A 14,388-nucleotide genomic window follows, 5' to 3' on the forward strand; every position below is an offset into this window, starting at 1 on the left:
CGAGAATGCGGCATGACTGAATTCACGACCCAGCCGCTGCCGGCCGAGCTGCAGCAGGCCCTGGAGGTACTCGAGTACCGCCAGATGACCCCCGTGCAGGCCGCCAGCCTGCCGCCCATCCTCGCCGGCCGCGACGTGATCGCCCAGGCCCGCACCGGCAGCGGCAAGACCGCGGCCTTCGGCCTCGGCCTGCTGTCGAAGCTGCAGCCCGACGCCGGCCAGGTGCAGGCACTGGTGATGTGCCCGACCCGCGAGCTGGCCGACCAGGTCGGCAAGGAGATCCGCCGGCTGGCGCGCTTCATGCCCAACATCAAGGTGTCGGTCTTCTGCGGCGGCGTGCCGCTGCGGCCGCACCTGGCCTCGCTGGTGCACCCGCCGCACGTGGTGGTGGGTACGCCCGGCCGCCTGCAGGAGCTGATCGACGAAGGCGCGCTGGTGCTCGGGCAGCTGCGCGTGGTCGTGCTGGACGAAGCCGACCGCATGCTCGACATGGGCTTCGAGCCCGCCATCGCCGGCATCCTGTCGCAGGCGCCGAAGGACCGGCAGACCCTGCTGTTCTCGGCCACGTTCCCGGAGGAGATCCGCGCCCTTGGCCGCCGCTTCCAGCGCGAGCCCGAGGAACACACGGTCGCCGATGGCGCCGTCGCGGCGATCGTGCAGCGTTTCTATGAAGTCGAGGCGCCGCGCAAGACCGATGCCCTGGCCCTGCTGCTGGCCGATGAGAAGCCCGAATCGGCCCTGGTGTTCTGCAACACCCGCCGCGACGTGCAGCAGGTGGCCGACGACCTGGCCCAGCGCGGCTTTTCGGTGCTGGCCCTGCACGGGGACCTGGAGCAGCGCGACCGCGACGAGGTGCTGGTGTGCTTCGGCAACCGCAGCGTGCAGGTGCTGGTGGCCACCGACGTCGCCGCCCGCGGGCTGGACATCAAGGACCTGCCGCTGGTCGTCAGCCACGGCCTGGCCAGCGACGTGGACACCCACACCCACCGCATCGGCCGCACCGGCCGCGCCGGCGGCGAAGGCCTGGCGCTGGCGCTGGTGGCTTCGGACGAGCGCCGCCGGGTCATCGGCATCGAAGAGCAGCTGGGGCAGGCCGTGCGCTGGGAGCGCATTGACCTCTCGCGCAAGCCGGGCAAGCCGGCGCCGCCGGCGATGGCCACCCTGGTGGTGGATGCGGGGCGCCAGGACAAGCTGCGCCCGGGCGATCTGGTCGGCGCGCTGACCGGCGCCGCGGGGCTGCCGGCCGAGGCGATCGGCAAGATCGATGGGTTCGCGACCCGGACCTACGTCGCGATCGAGCGCAGCCAGGCCAGCAAGGCCCTGGACAAGCTCAGGGCGGGGAAGATCAAGGGCCGAAGCTTCCGGATCCGGAAACTGGGCTGACGGCGCGAGCGCGGCGCGGCGTGGCCGCGTCGGCTCCAGCGGGTGCCGCGGACCGCGGCGTGCATGGGGCGCTCAGCGCCAGGGGCGGGCGCCGGAGGCCTGGCGACGCGGCTCGGCCAGCGCCTTGCGGCGGCTGATCTCGGCGTCGAGTCGGCGGTATTCCGGGCTGCCGATTTCGCCGGCCATGACGAGCTCCCAGAGCTGGATGGCCAGCTCTTCGTCCATGACCTGCTGGGTGGGGAAGGGGATGACGATGCCCATGGCGTGACTCCGTGTGGTGGGGATTGCGCAGGGGAACCTTCTGCATGTTCCATGCCACCGCGCCGCGCCGGCCGGAGACCGGGGGCTGGGTCACGTTTTACGGGCCCGGAACCCCAGATATCGGGGTGCGCGCCACCGCGCCGCACAAGGCCACGGTGACTTGCCCGCCCCGGCGTGACAGGATGCGCGCCACTTCTGACGCCCTGCGGCACCCCGGCCGGCCCCGACCATGCGAGTCAACAAGCACATCAGCGACACCGGCTACTGCTCCCGGCGCGAGGCGGACCGCCTGGTGGCCGAGCGCCGCGTGACGGTCAACGGGCTGCCCGCCGGCATCGGCACCCAGGTCGAGGAGGGGGACGAAGTACGGATCGACGGCCAGGTCCTGGCCAGGCGCGCCGTGAAGCCGGGCGCGCGCCGCCATGTCTACATAGCGCTGAACAAGCCGGTCGGCATCACCTGCACCACCGATGCGGCGGTGAAGGGCAACATCGTCGACTTCGTTGGCCACGAGCAGCGCATCTTCCCCATCGGCCGGCTGGACAAGGATTCCGAGGGGCTGATCCTGCTCACCAGCAATGGCGACATCGTCAACGAGATCCTGCGTGCCGAGAACCAAAAGGAGAAGGAGTACCTGGTGGGCGTGAACCAGCCGGTCACCGAGGAATTCCTGCGCGGCATGGCCAAGGGCGTGCGCATCCACGGCGAGATGACCCTGCCTTGCCGCACGCGCCGGATCGCCAAGTTTGGTTTCTCGATCGTGCTCACCCAGGGCCTGAACCGGCAGATCCGGCTGATGTCGGCCGCCTTCGGCTACCGTGTCACCCAGCTGCGCCGCATCCGCATCGCCAACGTCAAGCTGGCCGAACTCAAGCCCGGCCGCTGGCGCAACCTCACTGAAGCTGAACTGCGCGGCCTGCTGCCGTCGCGCACCGAGTGGTGAGCGGGCGCGCGTCTGCTACCCTCCGCGCCGTCGCATCCCATCCTGTCCGGAGCCCGAAGATGTCCCTGCGCCCCCGTCTGCTGGCCCTGCTGCTCTGCATCCCGGGCCTGGCCCTCGCCGTTGACCCGATCCGCCCGCCGCAGCCGCTGAACGCGCCGCCGAAGCAGGCCGTCGAGACTGCCAGCGGCATGAGCTACATCGTGCTCAAGCCCGCGCCGGATGCCAACCGATTCTTCTCGGGCGAGTGGGTCGAGTACCGCGCCGACGTCTGGAGTTCGGATGGCGTCACCCGCGCCAGCTCGCGCGAATCCGGCCCGGTGGTGGCCACCGTGCGCCGGCTCGCCGCCGAGCAGCCGGGCCTGGCCCGCGCCATCCTGAGCACGCCGGTGGGCGAGTCGCGCCGCTGGTGGATCCAGCCCGAGCGCCTGCTGCCGGGCTACCCGGGCATGCCCAACCTGCTGCACGTGATCGACCTGACGGTGCTGGGCGAGAAGAACCCGGTGCAGGTACCCCTCGACGTCGCGGCACCGCCGGCGGACGCGCTGCGCACGGCTTCGGGCCTGGCCTACAAGGTGCTGGCGCGCGGCGACGGCGGCGCCAAGCCGGGCCCGCGCAGCGAGATCGAGATCCACTACAGCGGCTGGACGACCGACGGCCGCCTGTTCGACAGCTCGGTGGCGCGCGACCAGCGCGCGCTGTTCCGGCTCGACCAGCTGATCCAGGGCTGGCAGGAAGGGGTGCAGCTGATGTCGCGGGGCGACACGGTGCGCTTCTGGATCCCGGGCCACCTGGCCTACGACATGCAGCCGCCATCGCCGGGCACGCCGCGCGGCATGCTGGTGTTCGACGTCACGCTGTACGACTTCAGCGAGCCGACGGCGCCCTGAAGCCCGGCGCCGCGGCGGCAGGCCGCCGGCGCATCGCGCAGCTCGCTGCCGCACCTTCGAACGGCCGGCGCATCGCGCCGCTCAGCGCTGCGCATGGACCCACGCCGCGGCACCGGCGCCGGCGCGGCGACCGGAGGCGAAACAGGCGGTGAGCAAGTAGCCGCCCGTCGGCGCCTCCCAGTCGAGCATCTCGCCCGCGGCGAACAGGCCTGGATGGCGGCGCAGCATCAGGTGCTCGTCGAGGTCCTCGAGGCGGATGCCGCCGGCACTGCTGATGGCCTCGGCGATCGGGCGCGGGCGCTGCAGTCGCAGCGGCAGGGCCTTGATCGCCGTCGCCACCCTCGCCGGCGCGTCAAGGCCGTCCTTGCCCAGCACTTCGCGCAGCAGCGCCGCCTTGACGCCATCGAGCCCGGTGCTGCGGCGCAGGTGCTCGCCCTGGCTGCGTCCCTTGCGCGGGCGCGACAGCTCGGCCTCGAGTCGTTCGCGCTCGCGCCCGGGCGCGAGATCCATCAGCAGCGTGGCTTCGCCCTGCGCTTGGATGCGATCGCGCAGGGCGGCCGACAGCGCGTACACCAGGCTGCCTTCGAGGCCGTGTTCGCTGGCCACGCACTCACCCTGGCGCCAGGCGGGAGGCAGGCGCCCGTCGTCGATGGCCAGGCGCACCGGCTTTATCGGCGCACCGGCGAAGTGCTGCCGGAAGTAGGGCGTCCAGGCCACGTCGAACCCGCAGTTGGCGGGCTTGAGCGGCGCGACGTCCACGCCCGCCGCCGCCAGCGGGCCGGCCCAGGCGCCATCGGAACCCAGCTGCGGCCAGCTCGCGCCGCCCAGCGCCAGCACGGTGGCGTCGGCGCGGCATTCGCGCGGCCCGTCGGCGGTGGCGAATCGCAGCACGCCGTCCGCAGACGGGCCGAGCCAGCGATGCGAAACGTGGAAGCGCACGCCCCGTTCGCGCAGTCGCCGCACCCAGCCGCGCAGCAGCGGCGCGGCCTTGAGGTCGCTGGGGAACACGCGCCCCGAACTGCCGACGAAGGTTTCCACGCCCAGGCCCCGCGCCCACTCGCGCAAGGCGTCGGCATCGAAGTCCGCCAGCCAGGCGGCGACCGCGTCGCGGCGCTCGCGATAGCGCCCGGCGAACACCGGCAGCGGATCGCTGTGGGTGAGGTTCATCCCGCCCTTGCCGGCGATCAGGAATTTGCGCCCGACCGAGCCCTTGGCCTCGAACAGATCCACGGCGCAGCCGGCCGCGCGCGCGGTTTCGGCAGCCATCAAACCGGCAGGGCCGCCGCCGATGACGGCGACCAAGGGGAGGGCGGGCGTGGACATGCGCGGATTGTCTCACGCCGCCCGCGCGGCGCTGTCGGCGGCTTGCCCGCGCGTGGGTCGAGGAACGATGCTGTCGTTCCCGAGCGATGTCCCGAACGAGCTGCGCATGCCCTACACCCCGATCGTCGCCACCTTGGGCTACGTGCTGTCGCCGGATCGCCGCAAGGTGCTGATGGTCCATCGCAACGCGCGGCCCGGCGACCACCACCTCGGCAAGTTCAACGGCCTGGGCGGCAAGCTCGAGGCCGACGAGGACGTGATGTCGGGCATGCGGCGCGAGATCCGCGAAGAGGCCGGCATCGAGTGCGGGGCCATGACGCTGCGCGGCACCATCAGCTGGCCTGGCTTCGGCAAGCAGGGCGAGGACTGGCTGGGCTTCCTGTTCGTGGTGGAGGACTGGACCGGCGAGGTGCCGCCCCGGAACGAGGAGGGCGACCTGTCCTGGGTGCCCATCGAGGCGCTGGCGGAGCTTCCGCTGTGGGAAGGGGACCGCCATTTCCTGCCCCTGGTGTTCGATGGCGACCCCAGGCCGTTCCACGGGGTCATGCCGTACCGGGACGGCGCGATGCTGTCATGGCGCTATTCGCGCTGAAAATCTCCCAACGTGCGGCTAAAAGCAAGATAAAGGCTTGAATCGACCGTTTGAAATATCCGTGCCCGCCCGGATAACCAATTTTTCACCTCGTGGAACGTATGATTCACGGGCTGATAACACCCCACGGGCCGTTGCCAGCGTCGTTCGCTTCCCTTCGCGATCGCCTCGTCCCGGCTTCCGGGACCCTCCGCTGCCTGGTTTGGGCGGCGGGACGACCGCGCTGCCCAACCCTTACGCCAAGGAGCGCCGCATGACCGATACCACGAACAACCTTTCCGACCTGATCGAAATCAGCGAAGACGGGACCGCGTTCTACGAGGAAGCGGCGCAAAAGGTCAAAGACAAGAAGCTGAGCACGCTGTTCGCCCGCATGGCCAAGGCCAAGTCCGACCTGGCGGCCGAACTTTCCGGCGAAGTGAAGCCGGTCGCCGGCAAGAAGAAGCCGGCCAAGCGCACCGAAACCACCCTGGGCGAGCTGAGCAAGGCCTATGCCGGCCTGCGCAAGCAGTGGCCCGAAGCCGGCGCGGACCGCTACGTCCGCATGGCCGAGGTCGAAGGCCAGCTCCAGACCACCTTCCAGAAGGTCGTGCTGGACAAGGACCACAGCTTCGTCGTGCGCGTGCTGGCCAAGCAGTACGTCTCCAAGGCCGAGGTCCTGAACAAGGAACTCCGCGCCTGCAACCGCAACGCGTAAGCGCGCTGCGCGCCGCGCCAGCGGCGGCTGCAAAAACAAACGCCCGGCGAAAGCCGGGCGTTTGCGTTGGGGCGGTCGGCCGGAATTACTTGGCCGACGCCGGCGCCACCTCGAGGCCGCGGCGCTTGAGCAGGGGGCCGACCTGCGGGTCGCGGCCGCGGAAGTCGCGGAACAGCTGCATGGCATCCACGCTGCCGCCGCGCGAGAGCAGGGTCTTGCGGAAGTGGTCGCCGTTCTCGCGCTTGAGGCCACCGTTCTCCTTGAACCACTCCACCGACTCCGCGTCCAGCACCTCGGACCACAGGTAGGCGTAGTAGCCCGCCGAGTAGCCGCCCATGATGTGCGAGAAGTAGGTGCTGCGGTAACGCGGCGGCACCGGCGCGTAGTCCAGGCCCGCGGCCTTGAGCGCCTGCGCCTCGAAGGCCAGCGTGTCGCTGGGCACTTCGTTGGCCGCCAGCTGGTGCCAGCTCTGGTCGAGCATCGCCGCCGCCAGGTACTCGGTGGTGGCGTGGCCCTGGCCGAACTGCTCGGTGGCCAGCACCTTGTCCAACAGCGCCTGCGGGATCGGCTCGCCGGTCTCGTGGTGCCTGGCGTAGTTGGCCAGGATCGAGGGCCAGGTAGCCCACATCTCGTTGACCTGCGACGGGTACTCGACGAAGTCGCGCGGCACCGAGGTGCCGGCGAACTGCGGGTACTTCACGTTCGAAAACAGGCCGTGCAGCGCATGGCCGAACTCATGGAACATCGTGGTGACCTCGTCGAAGGTCATCAGCGTCGGCTGGCCCGCGGCCGGCTTGGGGATGTTCTGGTGGTTGGCGACCACCGGCAGCGTGCCGGTCAGGCCGTTCTGCGGCACGTAGGCGTTCATCCACGCACCGCCGCGCTTGTTCGAGCGAGCGTAGAAGTCGCCCAGGAAAAGGCCCAGCGGCTTGCCGTCGGCCTCGAACACCTCGTACACCACCACGTCCGGGTGGTAGGTCGGCAGGTCGGTGCGCTTCTTGAACTGCAGGCCGTAGAGCTGGCCGGCGGCGTGGAATACGCCGTTCTCGAGCACCGAGGTCATCTCGAAGTAGGGGCGCAGCTGCGATTCGTCGAAGTCGTACTTGGCCTGGCGCACCTTCTCGGCATAGAACGCCCAGTCCGCCGCTTCGAGCGCGAAGCCGCCCTTCTCGGCGTCGATGATCGCCTGCATGTCGGCCGCTTCCTTGCGGGCGTTGGCGACCGCGGCCGGGGCCAGGTCGGACAGCAGCTTGTTCACCGCGCCGACGGTGCCGGCGGTCTCGTCCTCGAGCACGTAGGTGGCGTGGTTGGCGTAGCCCAGCAGCGCCGCGCGCTCGGCGCGCAGCTTGGCCACGCGGGCGACGATGGCGCGGTTGTCGAACTCACCGCCGCGGCTGCCGCGGGTCAGCGAGGCGTCCATGATCTTCTTGCGCAGCGCGCGGTTGGTGAGCGAGGACAGCGGCGGCTGGCCCGAGGTGTTCATCAGCGCGATCAGGTACTGGCCTTCCTTGCCGGCGGCCTTGGCCGCCTCGGCGGCGGCGGTGATGGCGTCGGCGGACAGGCCGTCGAGCTCCTTCACGTCGGACACCAGCACGCCCGACGCTTGCACTTCCTTGAGCACGTTCTGGCTGAAGGTGGTGGCCAGCGTCGCCAGCTCGGCGTTCATCGCCTTGAGCTTGGTCTTGTCGGCTTCCGAGAGATTGGCGCCGGCGCGCACGAAATCGGTGTGGTAGCGCTCGAGCAGGCGCAGCGACTCGGCGTCCAGGCCGAGGCTGGCGCGCTGGTCATGCAGCGACTTCACGCGGGCGAAGAGCTTGCCATCGAGCAGGATGGCGTCCTGGTGCGCGGCCAGCTTCGGCGCCATCTCGGCCTGCACCTTCTGCATGGCCGGGTTGGTGTTGGCGCCGGCGAGGTTGAAGAAGACGGCCGCGGTGCGGTTGAGCACGCTGCCGGTCTTCTCCATCGCGACGATGGTGTTCTCGAAGGTGGGCGCGGCGGGGTTGTTGGCAATCGCGTCGACCTCGGCGCGCTGGTCGGCCATGCCCTTCTCGAAGGCCGGCGCGTAGTGCGCGTCCTGGATCTGGTCGAAGGGCGGCAGCTGGTAGGGCAGGGTGCTGACGGTGAAGAACGGGTTGGCCGATACGGGTTCCGCGGCCTGGGTCGCATGGTCGTCGGCGAAGGTGGCGCCCGGCACCGCGAGGCTGAGCGCGATGGCGAGGGCGAGGGAGAGCTTCTGGGTCATGGCACGTCCTTGCAGGGGTCTTGGGAGCAGGGTTCGGATGAACCCCCGAAGCCTAACGCATGCCGTCGCCCGGCCACGCATGACGAAAGGCAGGGGACGGGCGGCCGTAGCCGCGTTCGTAAAGGTGGCGTGAAGCGGGCTCCGGCGGCGCGGGGCTTGCGTTACGCTGTTGGCACCCACCGGAGCCCGCCATGACCACCGTCTACGATTTTTCCGCCACCACCCTCGACGGCAAGGAGCAGTCGCTCGCCGACTTCCGCGGCCAGGCCATGCTGATCGTCAACACGGCCTCGAAGTGCGGCTTCACGCCGCAGTACGCCGGGCTGGAGAAGCTCTCGCGCGACTACGCCGGCAAGGGCCTGGTGGTGCTGGGCTTCCCCTGCGACCAGTTCGGCCACCAGGAGCCGGGCGACGCCGAGGAAATCAAGAACTTCTGCTCGCTCACCTATGACGTGAGCTTCCCGATGTTCGCCAAGATCGAGGTCAATGGCGCCAAGGCGCATCCGCTCTACCAGTGGTTGAAGTCCGAGAAGTCGGGGCTGCTGGGGCTGGAGGCGATCAAGTGGAACTTCACCAAGTTCCTGGTCGACAAGGACGGCAAGGTGGTCAAGCGCTACGCCCCGACCGACACGCCCGAGAAGATCGGCAAGGACATCGCCAAGCTGCTGGGCTGAGACCGGTTCCGCGCGCGGCGGCTCAGCGCCCCGCGCGGCTTGCGCGGATGCGGGCGAAAACCTCGCCTGCGGCCGGGCTCCACACCACCCAGGCGTGGCCGCCTGGCCGCGCCAGCACCTGGTTGCCGGGCAAGGCGGGGGACAGCACGCCGATGGCCTTCGCCAGCCGGTCGTCTTCGCCGTAGGCCAGCCAGACGTCCTGGCTGCGGCCGCTGGCCGGCCAGCGCTGCACATTGCGCCAGACCTCGCGCTGGTAGGTCTTGCGGTCGATGCCGGCCGGCTCCGGGCCCGGTTGCCAGGCGGCGAGTCCGGCCTCGCCGATTTCCCTGAGCAGGCCGCGGTCGCCGAGGTACGGCGCCAGCAGCACCAGGCCGTCGAGCTCGCCGGGCCGGCTGCGCTCGTAGAGCAGGGTGCCCATGCCGCCCATCGAGGCGCCCGCCAGCCAGACGCCGGCGTAGCCGCGGGCGCGGGCGGGCGCGATCACCTCGTCGTGCAGGCGCTCGGGCATCCGGCCTTCGTAGTAGTAGGCCATGGTGACTTCGGCCAGCAGCACGTCGGCCCCGGGCCAGGCGGCCTGGATCGCCGGCGCGATGCCGCTGTCCACCAGGCCCTGCAGGTCGTCGCCGCGGCCGGGCAGCACCACCACCAGCACCTTGTCGCCGCCGCCAGCCGGCGCGGGCACCAGCTGGGTCGCAATGGTGTCGCGGGTGGCGCCGGGTGACAGGCAGCCGGCCAGCAACAGGGCAAGCAGCGCGAGCAGGGTGGCGCGAAGGGTCGGGCGCATCGGCGTCTCCATCGGGATGACCCGAGCATAGGCGAGGGCGCGCGGGCCCCGCCAGCCGGCTTACTTCTCGACGAAGGCGCGCTCGAATACGTACTCGCCGGGCGTGCCGATGCGCGGCGCGACGCTGAAGCCGCGGGCGTCGAGCAGGGCGCGGAAGTCGGCCAGCATCTGCGGGCTGCCGCAGATCATGGCGCGGTCGCGGGCGGCGTCGAGCGGTTCCAGGCCGAGGTCGGCCTGCAGGCGGCCGCTTTCCATCAGGGTGGTCAGCCGGCCGGAATGCCGGAACGGCTCGCGGCTCACGGCCGGGTAGTACAGCAGCTGGCGACCGATGATCTCGCCCAGGTGCTCGTGCCGGGGCAGTTCATTGACGATGTAGTCGTGGTAGGCCAGGTCCTCGACGCCGCGGACGCCGTGGGTAAGGATCACCTTGTCGAAGCGCTCGTAGGTCTCGGGGTCCTTCACCACGCCCAGGAAGGGCGCCAGGCCCGTGCCGGTCGCCAGCAGGTAAAGATTGCGCCCCGGGTGCAGGTCGCTGATCAGCAGGGTGCCGGTGGGCTTGCGGCTTACCAGCACGTCGTCGCCGGGCTGGAGGTGCTGCAGCCGGGAGGTCAGGGCGCCGTCGGGCACCTTGATGCTGAAGAACTCCAGGTGCTCCTCCCAGTTGGCGCTGGCGATGGAGTAGGCGCGCATCAGGGGCCGGCCGGCCACCTCCAGCCCGATCATCACGAACTGGCCGTTCTCGAACCGCAGCCCGTCGTCCCGGGTGGTGGTGAAGCTGAAGTAGGCGTCGTTCCAGTGCCGTACGGTGAGCACGCGCTCGGTGGCGAAGGCGGACATGCAGGGGGCTCGGCGGGGCGGGGGTGGCCAAAAGGACCGCCGATTGTACGCCAATAGCTTTCCGGCCCATAAGCGAGTAGGGTGGGACCACTGCGGTTGCCGGTATCACGGTAAATCGTGGTTACCCAACAACTGTTATTTAAGGATTAGAGATATGTCGGATCGTCAGACTGGAACCGTGAAGTGGTTCAACGACGCCAAGGGCTTTGGCTTCATCACCCCGGAAAGCGGCGAGGACGTGTTTGTCCACTTCCGTTCCATCCAGGGCACCGGCTTCAAGTCCCTGCAGGAAGGCCAGAAGGTCTCCTTCAAGGTCGTGAAGGGCCAGAAGGGCATGCAGGCGGACGAAGTGCAGCCGATGTAATCCGGCTGCCTGCCGCCAGGCAGCGCAAGAACAAGCCCCGGCCCGCAACGGCCGGGGCTTTTTCATTCCCCAAATAAACCAGGTTCATTTGAATCAAATGAGCCTGGTTTATTTGCCGGGATTTGCTTGGGCGGGGCGGTTCGCCTAGCCTATGCGCCCTCTCCCAGCCGCCCGGCGATGCCGGTGCCGGCGCAATTCCCAAGGATTCCCATGCAGATCGCCGAGCGCACCGTCGCCACGTTCCACTACACCCTCACCAACGACGCGGGCGCGGTGCTCGATTCCTCCAGCGGCGGCGAGCCGCTGGCCTACCTGCACGGCGTCGGCGGCATCGTGCCGGGCCTGGAGAAGGCGATGGAAGGTCGCCAGGCGGGCGACAAGTTCGACGTGGTGGTGACGCCCGAGGAAGGCTACGGCACCCCGAACGAGATGCTGGTCCAGGTCGTGCCGCGCGAGGCCTTCCAGGGCGTCGACGAGCTCGCGGTGGGCATGCAGTTCCAGGCCCAGACCCCGCAGGGCGCCATCTCCGTCGTCATCGCCAAGATCGAGGACGGCATGGTCACCGTGGACGGCAACCATCCGCTCGCCGGCCAGAACCTGCACTTCGCGATCGAAGTGACCGACGTGCGCGAGGCCAGCGTCGAGGAAGTCCTGCACGGCCACGTGCACGGCGCCGGCGGCCACCACCACTGATCCCCATGGGCGCCCGCGGCCAGCTGATCACGAAAGACCCGGACCTGCGGGCGCTGCTGTCCCGGGTCCGGCGCATCGCCGTGCTGGGGATCAAGACCGAGGCCCAGCGCGGCCAGCCCGCGATCGAAGTGCCGCGCTATCTCGAACGCGCCGGCTACGACGTGGTGCCGGTGCCGGTGTACTACCCGGAGGTCGAGAGCATCCTGCGGCGCCCGGTGTTCCGGCGCCTGGTGGACGTCCCGGGCGACGTCGACCTGGTCAATGTGTTCCGCAAGCCCAGCGACCTGGCCGCGCACCTCGACGACCTCCTCGCCAAGCGCCCGTCGGCGGTCTGGCTGCAGTCGGGCATCCGCGATGATGCCTTCGCCGAGGCGCTGCTGGCGGCCGGCATCGACGTGGTGCAGGATCGCTGCATCATGGTGGACCACCGCAACCTGGCGACGGGCTGAGCCACGCTCCCGGGTCCGGCGCTTCGTCGCCGGATTGGCCACTGCACTACCGACGCGCGGATGACACCCCCGGACGCACCCTCATTCCTGGCTGCGCGCGACTTTGCGCGGCAGGAACGGCGCGAGGTGCTGTCGCCATAGCCCGCGCGGCACTTCAGCCGGATCCAGTATTCCGTACGATTCCGGCCAGCTGCCGTCCGCCGGCAGCCGGTGCGTGCCCATCAGCCGGTCCACCAGCGGCAGGTGGATGGCGTAGTTCGCATCCACGAAGTCCGCGCGTCGCGCGTGGTGCCAGTGGTGGTAGCGCGGCAGCACCAGCACCTGCTCGAGCCAGCCGAAGCGCAGGCCTAGGTTCGCGTGCGCCAGCACCGCCTGTAGCCCGACCAGGATGACGTAGGCGTTGATCGCGCCAGGCGCGAAGCCCAGCACCACCAGCGGCAGCAGCACGAAGCCGCGGGTGAGCAGGATCTCCAGCAGGTGCATGCGCGATCCCGCCAGCCAGTCCATGTGCACGCTGCTGTGGTGCACGGCATGGAATCGCCAGAGGAAAGGCACGCGATGGTAGGCGCGGTGCAGGCTGGCCTGGGCCAGGTCGGCCACCAGCACCGCCAGCAGGAACTGCGCCCAGGTCGGCAGCCACTGGATCGCGGCCTGCAGCGGCGGGAACGCCGCCAGCGCCGCCACCGTGCTGGTCCAGGTGGTGACCACGATCAGGATGAACTGCACCAGCACGTGGCTGAGGAAGAAGTAGCCGATATCGGTGCGCCACTCCGGACGCAGCGGTGACTGCGGGATCCTGCCCAAGGCTTTTTCCAGCGGGATGAACACCAGCGCGGAGAAGAGCAGCGACACCACGAACCAGTCCAGCCCCAGCGACCACGGCGTCTGCCCGATGGCGTCGAGCTGGATGTCCGCGCCTCCGAACAGGACCGCCAGCGTCGCGCTACCCACGCCGGTGAGCGCGACGCGCCGGTCACGCCCGCGCAGGATCGCCAGCGTTCCGAGCACGAAGGCAGCGACCAATCCCGCCAGCAGAAGGCGGCGCGCGAAGTGTTCGCTGTAGACCGCGCGGAAATCGCGGCTGGTGAGCCATTCCGGAAAGTGGAAGCAGGCGACCGCCACCAGGCTCAGCAGGCCGAGCGCGGCTGAAATCGAGGCCATCCACGAACGACGCGTCGGGGTCATGCCACTTTCCGGCAAGGGGTTGGCGGCACGATAGCGCATGCCGGCGATGAAACAATGTTACGCGTTGCGCTAGAATGCGCGTCCCCCCGCGCCAGAAAGTCCACGTGATCTCCCTGCCTCCCGACATCCACCTCGTCTTCGAGGATCGCCCCGGCTACCTCTACGCCCGCGTCTCCGGGCCCCGCGACAACCGCGACATCTCCATCGCCTACTGGACCCTCGTCGCCGAGCAGGTGCGCCTGCGGAAGGCGCGCAAACTGATGGTGGTCGAGGCACTGGGCGAGCGCGAGGGCGAGCACGAGGTGCCCTTCATGGTGGACGCGCTGATCGAGATGGGCCTGGACAAGATCCAGGTGGCGTTCGTGGTGGGCCGCATCGACATCCTGGCCGCGATGGAACACGGCGAGATCCTCGCGATCGAGCGCGGTGCCAACGGCCGCGTGTTCGGCAACGCCACGGTCGCCGAACGCTGGCTGCGGCACGGCGGCTCCTGACCGCCGCCGGCCTCAGGCCGGCGCCACCATCACCGCGAGGCCATTGAGCGCGGCGTTGCCGCTGGGACCATCCAGCGCCGCCGGATCGCTCAGGTCGTTGTAGCTCGCACCGGCCAAGGCTTCGGCGCGCGTGATGCGCGTGCCCGGGCGGTCGTGGCCGAAGCCGTGCGGCAGGCAGGCGACGCCCGGCATCAGGTCGTCGCTGGCCGCGGCGTCGGTCACGATGCTGCCCACCGCCGAACTCACGCGCACCCGCGCGCCGTCGGCGATCCCGCGGCTTGCCAGGTCGTCGGGATGCATCAGCAGCTGGTGCCGCGGCTTGCCCTTCACCAGCCGCGGCGCGTTGTGCATCCAGGAATTGTTGCTGCGCACGTGGCGGCGACCGACCAGCCGCAGCGCGTCGGCATCGGCCGGCGCCGCGGCGAGGCCGGCGAGTGCGTCCATCAGCAGCGGCGGCGCGCATTCGATGGCGCCGCTTTCCGTTTGCAGGCGCGCCAGCAGGGACGGGCGCAGCGGGCCGAGGTCAAGGCCGTGCGGCGCGGCGGCGAGGGCCGCGACGTCCAGCCCGGTGCCGCCGCGC

The 14,388-nt window shown here is 69.9% G+C and carries 17 protein-coding genes; 10 read left to right on the top strand and 7 right to left on the bottom strand.

All coding sequences use genetic code 11. The annotated features are described in order from the left end of the window. Nucleotides 1-12 precede the first annotated feature (12 nt). Nucleotides 13-1,383 carry an ATP-dependent RNA helicase DbpA gene (gene dbpA, locus Q0C12_RS08340; protein WP_290888846.1) on the top strand — a complete coding sequence of 457 codons (1,371 nt, stop codon included), beginning with the start codon at nucleotides 13-15 and terminating at the stop codon, nucleotides 1,381-1,383. 72 nt (nucleotides 1,384-1,455) lie between these two features. Here dbpA and Q0C12_RS08345 read toward each other — a convergent pair whose 3' ends face one another. Next, the gene (locus Q0C12_RS08345; RefSeq protein ID WP_290888849.1) at nucleotides 1,456-1,644 is read right to left on the bottom strand and encodes a hypothetical protein; all 189 of its coding nucleotides are present in this window, start codon (nucleotides 1,642-1,644) and stop codon (nucleotides 1,456-1,458) included. Nucleotides 1,645-1,873: 229 nt separating this feature from the next. On the opposite strand from Q0C12_RS08345, the gene Q0C12_RS08350 reads away from it, so the two are divergent. Beyond that, nucleotides 1,874-2,587 carry a pseudouridine synthase gene (locus Q0C12_RS08350; RefSeq protein ID WP_290888852.1) on the top strand — a complete coding sequence of 238 codons (714 nt, stop codon included), beginning with the start codon at nucleotides 1,874-1,876 and terminating at the stop codon, nucleotides 2,585-2,587. A gap of 59 nt (nucleotides 2,588-2,646) precedes the next feature. Then, nucleotides 2,647-3,474 (top strand): FKBP-type peptidyl-prolyl cis-trans isomerase, encoded by an 828-nt coding sequence (locus Q0C12_RS08355; RefSeq protein WP_290888855.1) that lies wholly within the window; start codon nucleotides 2,647-2,649, stop codon nucleotides 3,472-3,474. Nucleotides 3,475-3,555: 81 nt separating this feature from the next. Here Q0C12_RS08355 and Q0C12_RS08360 read toward each other — a convergent pair whose 3' ends face one another. Next, nucleotides 3,556-4,797, bottom strand: coding sequence for a TIGR03862 family flavoprotein (locus Q0C12_RS08360; RefSeq protein WP_290888858.1), 1,242 nt, complete (start codon nucleotides 4,795-4,797; stop codon nucleotides 3,556-3,558). 106 nt (nucleotides 4,798-4,903) lie between these two features. On the opposite strand from Q0C12_RS08360, the gene Q0C12_RS08365 reads away from it, so the two are divergent. Then, nucleotides 4,904-5,389: an 8-oxo-dGTP diphosphatase gene (locus tag Q0C12_RS08365; RefSeq protein ID WP_290888888.1), complete on the top strand. Its 486-nt coding sequence runs from the start codon at nucleotides 4,904-4,906 to the stop codon at nucleotides 5,387-5,389. A 253-nt stretch (nucleotides 5,390-5,642) separates the two neighbouring features. Next, a complete protein-coding gene (locus tag Q0C12_RS08370) occupies nucleotides 5,643-6,086 on the top strand; it encodes a PA2169 family four-helix-bundle protein (RefSeq protein ID WP_290888861.1) in 444 nt (147 codons plus the stop codon). Between the two features lie 85 nt (nucleotides 6,087-6,171). Here Q0C12_RS08370 and Q0C12_RS08375 read toward each other — a convergent pair whose 3' ends face one another. Next, nucleotides 6,172-8,328: a M3 family metallopeptidase gene (locus Q0C12_RS08375; RefSeq protein WP_290888864.1), complete on the bottom strand. Its 2,157-nt coding sequence runs from the start codon at nucleotides 8,326-8,328 to the stop codon at nucleotides 6,172-6,174. 191 nt (nucleotides 8,329-8,519) lie between these two features. On the opposite strand from Q0C12_RS08375, the gene Q0C12_RS08380 reads away from it, so the two are divergent. Next, nucleotides 8,520-9,002 carry a glutathione peroxidase gene (locus Q0C12_RS08380; RefSeq protein WP_034213727.1) on the top strand — a complete coding sequence of 161 codons (483 nt, stop codon included), beginning with the start codon at nucleotides 8,520-8,522 and terminating at the stop codon, nucleotides 9,000-9,002. Between the two features lie 22 nt (nucleotides 9,003-9,024). Here Q0C12_RS08380 and Q0C12_RS08385 read toward each other — a convergent pair whose 3' ends face one another. Both Q0C12_RS08385 and Q0C12_RS08390 read right to left on the bottom strand, forming a co-directional pair. Next, a complete protein-coding gene (locus tag Q0C12_RS08385; RefSeq protein WP_290888868.1) occupies nucleotides 9,025-9,786 on the bottom strand; it encodes an alpha/beta hydrolase in 762 nt (253 codons plus the stop codon). A gap of 60 nt (nucleotides 9,787-9,846) precedes the next feature. Next, on the bottom strand, nucleotides 9,847-10,623 hold the full coding sequence (locus tag Q0C12_RS08390; RefSeq protein WP_290888871.1) for a ferredoxin--NADP reductase: 777 nt from the start codon (nucleotides 10,621-10,623) through the stop codon (nucleotides 9,847-9,849). A gap of 154 nt (nucleotides 10,624-10,777) precedes the next feature. On the opposite strand from Q0C12_RS08390, the gene Q0C12_RS08395 reads away from it, so the two are divergent. The 3 genes from Q0C12_RS08395 to Q0C12_RS08405 all read left to right on the top strand — a co-directional run bounded on the left by Q0C12_RS08395 (nucleotide 10,778) and on the right by Q0C12_RS08405 (nucleotide 12,129). Beyond that, nucleotides 10,778-10,987: a cold-shock protein gene (locus Q0C12_RS08395; protein ID WP_290778779.1), complete on the top strand. Its 210-nt coding sequence runs from the start codon at nucleotides 10,778-10,780 to the stop codon at nucleotides 10,985-10,987. 210 nt (nucleotides 10,988-11,197) lie between these two features. Beyond that, nucleotides 11,198-11,680 carry a peptidylprolyl isomerase gene (gene slyD, locus Q0C12_RS08400; RefSeq protein ID WP_290888874.1) on the top strand — a complete coding sequence of 161 codons (483 nt, stop codon included), beginning with the start codon at nucleotides 11,198-11,200 and terminating at the stop codon, nucleotides 11,678-11,680. Nucleotides 11,681-11,685: 5 nt separating this feature from the next. After that, nucleotides 11,686-12,129 carry a CoA-binding protein gene (locus Q0C12_RS08405; protein ID WP_290888877.1) on the top strand — a complete coding sequence of 148 codons (444 nt, stop codon included), beginning with the start codon at nucleotides 11,686-11,688 and terminating at the stop codon, nucleotides 12,127-12,129. Between the two features lie 81 nt (nucleotides 12,130-12,210). On the opposite strand, the gene Q0C12_RS08410 is transcribed toward Q0C12_RS08405, so the two are convergent. Next, nucleotides 12,211-13,314 (bottom strand): sterol desaturase family protein, encoded by a 1,104-nt coding sequence (locus tag Q0C12_RS08410; RefSeq protein WP_290888880.1) that lies wholly within the window; start codon nucleotides 13,312-13,314, stop codon nucleotides 12,211-12,213. A 104-nt stretch (nucleotides 13,315-13,418) separates the two neighbouring features. Here Q0C12_RS08410 and Q0C12_RS08415 point away from each other — a divergent pair, with 104 nt between their 5' ends. Continuing rightward, complete coding sequence (locus Q0C12_RS08415; protein ID WP_290888883.1) at nucleotides 13,419-13,808, top strand: hypothetical protein; 390 nt, start codon at nucleotides 13,419-13,421, stop codon at nucleotides 13,806-13,808. Between the two features lie 12 nt (nucleotides 13,809-13,820). Here the strand turns inward: Q0C12_RS08415 and Q0C12_RS08420 are convergent. Further along, on the bottom strand, nucleotides 13,821-14,388 hold a 568-nt coding region (locus Q0C12_RS08420; protein ID WP_290888885.1), incomplete at its 5' end, for a molybdopterin dinucleotide binding domain-containing protein.

This window comes from Arenimonas sp. (assembly GCF_022842045.1).
GTDB lineage: Bacteria > Pseudomonadota > Gammaproteobacteria > Xanthomonadales > Xanthomonadaceae > Arenimonas.

Bases quoted from the DNA above. Each gene is read 5' to 3' on its own strand.
- dbpA (WP_290888846.1), top strand. From the start codon at position 13: ATGACTGAATTCACGACCCAGCCGCTGCCGGCCGAGCTGCAGCAGGCC.
- Q0C12_RS08345 (WP_290888849.1), bottom strand. From the start codon at position 1,644: ATGGGCATCGTCATCCCCTTCCCCACCCAGCAGGTCATGGACGAAGAG.
- Q0C12_RS08350 (WP_290888852.1), top strand. From the start codon at position 1,874: ATGCGAGTCAACAAGCACATCAGCGACACCGGCTACTGCTCCCGGCGC.
- Q0C12_RS08355 (WP_290888855.1), top strand. From the start codon at position 2,647: ATGTCCCTGCGCCCCCGTCTGCTGGCCCTGCTGCTCTGCATCCCGGGC.
- Q0C12_RS08360 (WP_290888858.1), bottom strand. From the start codon at position 4,797: ATGTCCACGCCCGCCCTCCCCTTGGTCGCCGTCATCGGCGGCGGCCCT.
- Q0C12_RS08365 (WP_290888888.1), top strand. From the start codon at position 4,904: ATGCCCTACACCCCGATCGTCGCCACCTTGGGCTACGTGCTGTCGCCG.
- Q0C12_RS08370 (WP_290888861.1), top strand. From the start codon at position 5,643: ATGACCGATACCACGAACAACCTTTCCGACCTGATCGAAATCAGCGAA.
- Q0C12_RS08375 (WP_290888864.1), bottom strand. From the start codon at position 8,328: ATGACCCAGAAGCTCTCCCTCGCCCTCGCCATCGCGCTCAGCCTCGCG.
- Q0C12_RS08380 (WP_034213727.1), top strand. From the start codon at position 8,520: ATGACCACCGTCTACGATTTTTCCGCCACCACCCTCGACGGCAAGGAG.
- Q0C12_RS08385 (WP_290888868.1), bottom strand. From the start codon at position 9,786: ATGCGCCCGACCCTTCGCGCCACCCTGCTCGCGCTGCTTGCCCTGTTG.
- Q0C12_RS08390 (WP_290888871.1), bottom strand. From the start codon at position 10,623: ATGTCCGCCTTCGCCACCGAGCGCGTGCTCACCGTACGGCACTGGAAC.
- Q0C12_RS08395 (WP_290778779.1), top strand. From the start codon at position 10,778: ATGTCGGATCGTCAGACTGGAACCGTGAAGTGGTTCAACGACGCCAAG.
- slyD (WP_290888874.1), top strand. From the start codon at position 11,198: ATGCAGATCGCCGAGCGCACCGTCGCCACGTTCCACTACACCCTCACC.
- Q0C12_RS08405 (WP_290888877.1), top strand. From the start codon at position 11,686: ATGGGCGCCCGCGGCCAGCTGATCACGAAAGACCCGGACCTGCGGGCG.
- Q0C12_RS08410 (WP_290888880.1), bottom strand. From the start codon at position 13,314: ATGACCCCGACGCGTCGTTCGTGGATGGCCTCGATTTCAGCCGCGCTC.